Origin of the sequence: Brevundimonas sp. (assembly GCF_024711105.1) — a bacterium.
Lineage (GTDB): Bacteria > Pseudomonadota > Alphaproteobacteria > Caulobacterales > Caulobacteraceae > Brevundimonas.
Genome location: NZ_JANJTL010000121.1, coordinates 1 through 4,573, shown reverse-complemented (window position 1 = coordinate 4,573; position 4,573 = coordinate 1). Strand labels below are relative to the sequence as shown.

General features: G+C 68.8%; 6 protein-coding genes and 1 pseudogene. 1 reads left to right on the top strand and 6 read right to left on the bottom strand.

Going from position 1 to position 4,573, the window contains the following annotated elements:
* The 3 genes from Q0M60_RS08935 to Q0M60_RS08925 form a co-directional block, all read right to left on the bottom strand.
* Positions 1-676: MIP/aquaporin family protein (locus Q0M60_RS08935; protein ID WP_296818424.1), on the bottom strand; the 676-nt coding region annotated here is incomplete at its 3' end.
* Between the two features lie 5 nt (positions 677-681).
* A complete protein-coding gene (locus Q0M60_RS08930; RefSeq protein WP_296818421.1) occupies positions 682-1,137 on the bottom strand; it encodes an ArsI/CadI family heavy metal resistance metalloenzyme in 456 nt (151 codons plus the stop codon).
* Positions 1,137-1,493, bottom strand: a complete 357-nt coding sequence (locus Q0M60_RS08925) for a metalloregulator ArsR/SmtB family transcription factor (protein WP_296818419.1) — start codon at positions 1,491-1,493, stop codon at positions 1,137-1,139. Before Q0M60_RS08925 ends, Q0M60_RS08930 begins: the two co-directional genes overlap by 1 nt.
* Before the next feature lie 125 nt (positions 1,494-1,618).
* On the opposite strand from Q0M60_RS08925, the gene Q0M60_RS08920 reads away from it, so the two are divergent.
* Complete coding sequence (locus Q0M60_RS08920; RefSeq protein ID WP_296818417.1) at positions 1,619-2,017, top strand: hypothetical protein; 399 nt, start codon at positions 1,619-1,621, stop codon at positions 2,015-2,017.
* Between the two features lie 20 nt (positions 2,018-2,037).
* On the opposite strand, the gene tdh is transcribed toward Q0M60_RS08920, so the two are convergent.
* The 3 genes and pseudogenes from tdh to Q0M60_RS08905 form a co-directional block, all read right to left on the bottom strand.
* Positions 2,038-3,081, bottom strand: a complete 1,044-nt coding sequence (tdh, locus tag Q0M60_RS08915; protein WP_366855749.1) for an L-threonine 3-dehydrogenase — start codon at positions 3,079-3,081, stop codon at positions 2,038-2,040.
* Positions 3,082-3,089: 8 nt separating this feature from the next.
* Positions 3,090-4,283: a glycine C-acetyltransferase gene (locus Q0M60_RS08910; protein ID WP_296818415.1), complete on the bottom strand. Its 1,194-nt coding sequence runs from the start codon at positions 4,281-4,283 to the stop codon at positions 3,090-3,092.
* An 82-nt stretch (positions 4,284-4,365) separates the two neighbouring features.
* Positions 4,366-4,573: pseudogene (locus tag Q0M60_RS08905) on the bottom strand (hypothetical protein); the annotation flags it as partial.

Here is a 4,573-nt window from a genome sequence, read left to right as displayed (position 1 = left end):
GATAGGCGGCTAGGACCGCGCCCGCGAGCTGGGCGGCGATGAAGGCCGGGGCGGAGCTCGGCGCGATGCCGGCGAAGGTGTCCGACAGGGAGCGCGCGACGGTCACCGCCGGATTGGCGAAGGAGGTGGAGGCCGTGAACCAGTAGGCGGCGGTGATGTACAGGCCGACCATCGTGGGCGTGGCGTCCGGCCGGAACCTGAGGCAGCCGAGGATGACTCCTACCAGGCCGAAGGCGGCGACGCCCTCCGACAGCGCCTGGGCGGGACCGTCCCGCAGCTTGGTCGACATCTGCAGGACTGGCTCGGCGAACATCAGGTGGGCCAGCCAGACGCCGAGCACGCCGCCGACGACCTGAGCCGCCGCATAGGCCGCGGCCAGACGGGCCCTGATTTCCCCGCGCAGGGCGAACACCAGGGTCACCGCCGGATTGAAATGGGCACCGGACAACGGCCCGAAGACCGTGATCAGCACCACCAGCCCCGCGCCGGTGGCGAGGGTGTTGGCCAGGAGCGCGATGGCCACGTTCCCGTCCGCGAGCCGCTCGCCCATGACGCCGGAGCCCACCACCACCGCGAGCAGCAGGGCGGTCCCGAGCGCCTCGGCGGCGAGCCGCCGGACCGGGCCGTACCCTTCGCGTCTCGGCGGCTCGAGGCTGGCGTCAGCGGCAGCGCTCATCGGGATCAGCAGCAGGCGGCTTCAGGCTGGGCCGCCGGCGTGGGGCAGCAGGCCATGGCCGGGGCGATCTCGAGGTCCGGCTGGTCCCCGCCGTAGACCGTCGACTCGCCGAAGGTGTGGAAGGTCTCCCACGACAGGCCCGATGGGTCCTTAACCCAGCTCTTGTCGGAGCGGGCGTAGCAGCAGCAGGTCGCCGCCTCGTCCACGGTCGTCTCGCCCGCCGCCTTCAGGCGTCCGGCCAGTTCGGCCAGCTCTTCGCCCGTCTCGGCCTGGATGCCCAGGTGGTCGACGCCGCCCGGGCGGCCCCGGTTGGAGATGGCGAAGTTCACGCGCGGGTCTTCGAGCATCCATTTGGCGTAGTCGCCCTTGAGGACGGCGGGCTCGGCCCCGAACAGGGCCGAATAGAAGCCGATCGACCGGTCGAGGTCTTCCACGGCGACGTGGACGTGCAGGCGTTTCATCAGGCGTTTCCTTGTGCAGGTTGCGGGCGGCAACGGCCGGCCGCCTCGGCGACGGGTCGGCAGACCTCGGCCCGGCCCTGGCAGCAGTCCTCCATCAGGTGGAGAATCAGCTCGCTCATGCCGGCGTAGTCGGCCGTGTAGACGATCGATCGTCCGTCCCGACGCCGGGTCACCAGGCCGGCTGAGACCAGCAGGTTGAGCTGGGCCGACAGGGTGTTGGCGGGAACCCCCGCCGCGCGCGCGATCTCGCCCGCCGGCAGGCCGCTTTCTCCGGCCCGGACGAGCATGCGGAAGACCGACAGGCGGCCTTCCTGAGCCAGGGCGGAGAGACGTTGGACGGCTTCATTCGTTTCCATAATTCTACGATTATGGAAACATTAGAGACGCGTCAAGCCCTCTCATCGCGCCTCTTGCCGAGTCGCCTATAAACCATTGTAATCCGGCCCGGGAACGGCGGTTTTTTCCGCCGGGGGAGATCATCATGAACCTGTCCAACGCATTCCTGCGGGTCGGCGTCCTGTTCGGCCTCGTGGGCATTTCGCTCGGCTACTACATGGGCGCTTCGCAAGAGTTCACCGCCTCGCCGGTGCATGCGCACGTCAACCTGCTCGGCTGGGTGGCGATGTTCCTGTACGGCCTGTTCTACCGGGCCCAGCCCTCGGCTGCGGTCGGTCTGGTGCCGAAGATCCACTTCTGGACCAACGTCGCCGGCGTGCTGGTCATGACCACCGCGCTGGCCGCCTATTTGCTGCATGTCCAGGGCCTGGAGAGCTACGGCTCCATCGGCCTCATCGTCGGCCCGACGCTGGTGCTGCTGTCGATGCTGATGTTCGTCTGGATCGTCTTCCGTCACACCGGCAAGGACGCCGCGACGGCCTGATCCCTACAAGGCGCGGCGGCTCAGGCCGCCGCGTTCTCCCAGTTCAGCACCACCTTGCCCGACTTGCCGGACTTCATGGCCTCGAAGCCCTCGCGGTAGTTCTCGTAGGGCATCTGGTGTGTGATGAGCGGCGTCAGGTCCAGCCCGGCCTTCAGCAGGCCCAGCATTTTGCGCCAAGTGGTGAACATCTCGCGGCCGTAGACGCCCTTGATGGTCAGGGCCTTGAGGATGATCTGGCCCCAGTCGGTCTCCATGGGCCTGGACGGGATGCCCAGGAGCGCCATGCCGCCGCCCATGATCAGGGTGTCGACGCACTGCTTGAAGGCGATGGGCGAGCCGGACATCTCCAGCGCCACGTCGAAGCCGACCTTCAGGCCCAGCTCCTTCATGACGTCGTGGAGGTCCTCGTTCATCGTGTTCACGGTGCGCACGCCCGGCGCGACCTTCTGGGCCAGCTCCAGGCGGAAGTCGTTGATGTCGGTCAGGACCACGGTCCGCGCGCCCGCATGGCGGGCTACGGCGGCCGCCATCATGCCGATGGGCCCGGCGCCGGTGACCAGCACGTCCTCGCCGAGCAGGTCGAACTGCTGGGCGGTGTGCACCGCGTTGCCGAAGGGATCGAGGATGGAGCCGATCTCATAGGGCACATCGTCGGGCAGCTCGATGACGTTGAAGGCCGGCGCCACGACATATTCGGCGAAGGCGCCCTGGCGGTTCACGCCGATGCCGCGCGTGTCGGGGTCCAGGTGGAAGTGGCCCGCCCGCGCCGCCTCGGAGTTGAGGTCGATGACGTGGCCCTCGGCCGAGACGCGCTGGCCGACCTTGAGCCGGCGGTCGACGTCCTTGCCGATCTCGACGATCTCGCCGGCGAACTCGTGGCCGGTGATCATCGGAACGGGCACGTTCTTCTGGGACCACTCGTCCCAGTTCCAGATGTGGATGTCGGTGCCGCACACGGCCGTGCGCTTGACGCGGATCAGCACATCCTCCGGGCCGGGGGTCGGAACCGGCGCCTCGATCAGGTCCAGCCCCTCGGCGGGCTTGGTCTTGGCCAGGGCCTTCATCGTCTGCGTCATGCGATCACTCCCAACTCACGTCCGGCTTGTTTGAACGCATCGACCGTCCGGTCGATCTGCTCGAAGGTGTGCGCCGCCGACATCTGCGTGCGGATGCGCGCCTGGCCGCGCGGCACCACCGGGAAGCTGAAGCCGATCACATAGACGCCGAGCTCCAGCATCCGCGCGGCCATGTCCTGGGCCAGCTTGGCGTCGCCGAGCATGACCGGGATGATAGGGTGCTCGCCCTCCAGCAGGCTGAAGCCCGCCTCGCTCATGGCGGCGCGATAGCGGCCGGCGTTGGCGAACACCTGTTCGCGCAGCTTGTCGCCCTCGGCCCCCTGGGCGATGCGGATGGCCTCCAGGCTCGAGCCGCACACCGCCGGCGCGAGCGCATTGGAGAACAGATACGGCCGCGCCCGCTGCTTTAGCAGAGCCACGACCTCGGACCGGGCGCAGATGAAGCCGCCCATGGCCCCGCCCAACGCCTTGCCGAAGGTGCCGGTGACGAAATCCACCTCCACGCCGTGGTGCGCGTACGAGCCGCGTCCCTGCGGGCCCAGGAAGCCCGTCGCGTGGCAGTCGTCGACCATGATCAGGGCGTCGTATTTGTCAGCCAGCGCCCGGATGTCCTTCAGCCTGGCGATATAGCCGTCCATCGAGAACGCGCCGTCGGTGGCGATGATGATGTCGCGCGCGCCGGCGGCCCGGGCCGCCTTCAGCTGGCTTTCCAGCTCGTCCATGTCGGAGTTGGCGAAGCGGTAGCGCTTGGCCTTGCACAGCCGCACGCCGTCGAGGATCGAGGCGTGGTTCAGGCTGTCGGAGACGATCGCGTCCTCCTCCCCGAACAGCGGCTCGAAGATGCCGCCGTTGGCGTCGAAGGCGGCGGCGAACAGGATGGTGTCCTCAAAGCCGAGGTAATCGGCGATGGCCCGCTCCAGCTCCTTGTGGATCTCCAGCGTGCCGCAGATGAACCGCACCGAGGCGGTGCCCGCGCCCCAGCGATTCTGCGCCTCGATCCCCGCCTGCACGACCCGCTCGTCGCCCGCCAGGCCGAGGTAGTTGTTGGCGCAGAAGTTTAGCACCTGCCGGCCGCCGACGGTGATCTCCGGCCCCTGGCGCGAGGCGATCACCCGCTCCGGCTTGGTCAGGCCCTGCTGGTCGATCTCGTCGAGCGTTGAGCGCACGCGGGCGTAGAAGTCGGTCGGCATCGGCGTCCTCGTCTTGCGGGCCGACCGGTTACGACTTTCGACGCGCGGACGCCACCCGTCAGGCGCGCGCGAAGCTGGACGCCTAGCCTTCGGGCGCCGACGTCGGGCGGACAGGGGTGACGCGGATGCGGCCGTTGCAGGGCGCGGCCTCCAATTCGGTCCTGGCCGTCGGGTCGGCGTCGGACGGCCCCGCGCGCACCGCCGTGACGGCGTCGCAGGGTTCGGCCTCCGTCGCGATTTCACCGGCGACCACCGTCCAGCCCAGGTCGAAATAGGCCTCGCCGTTCGGG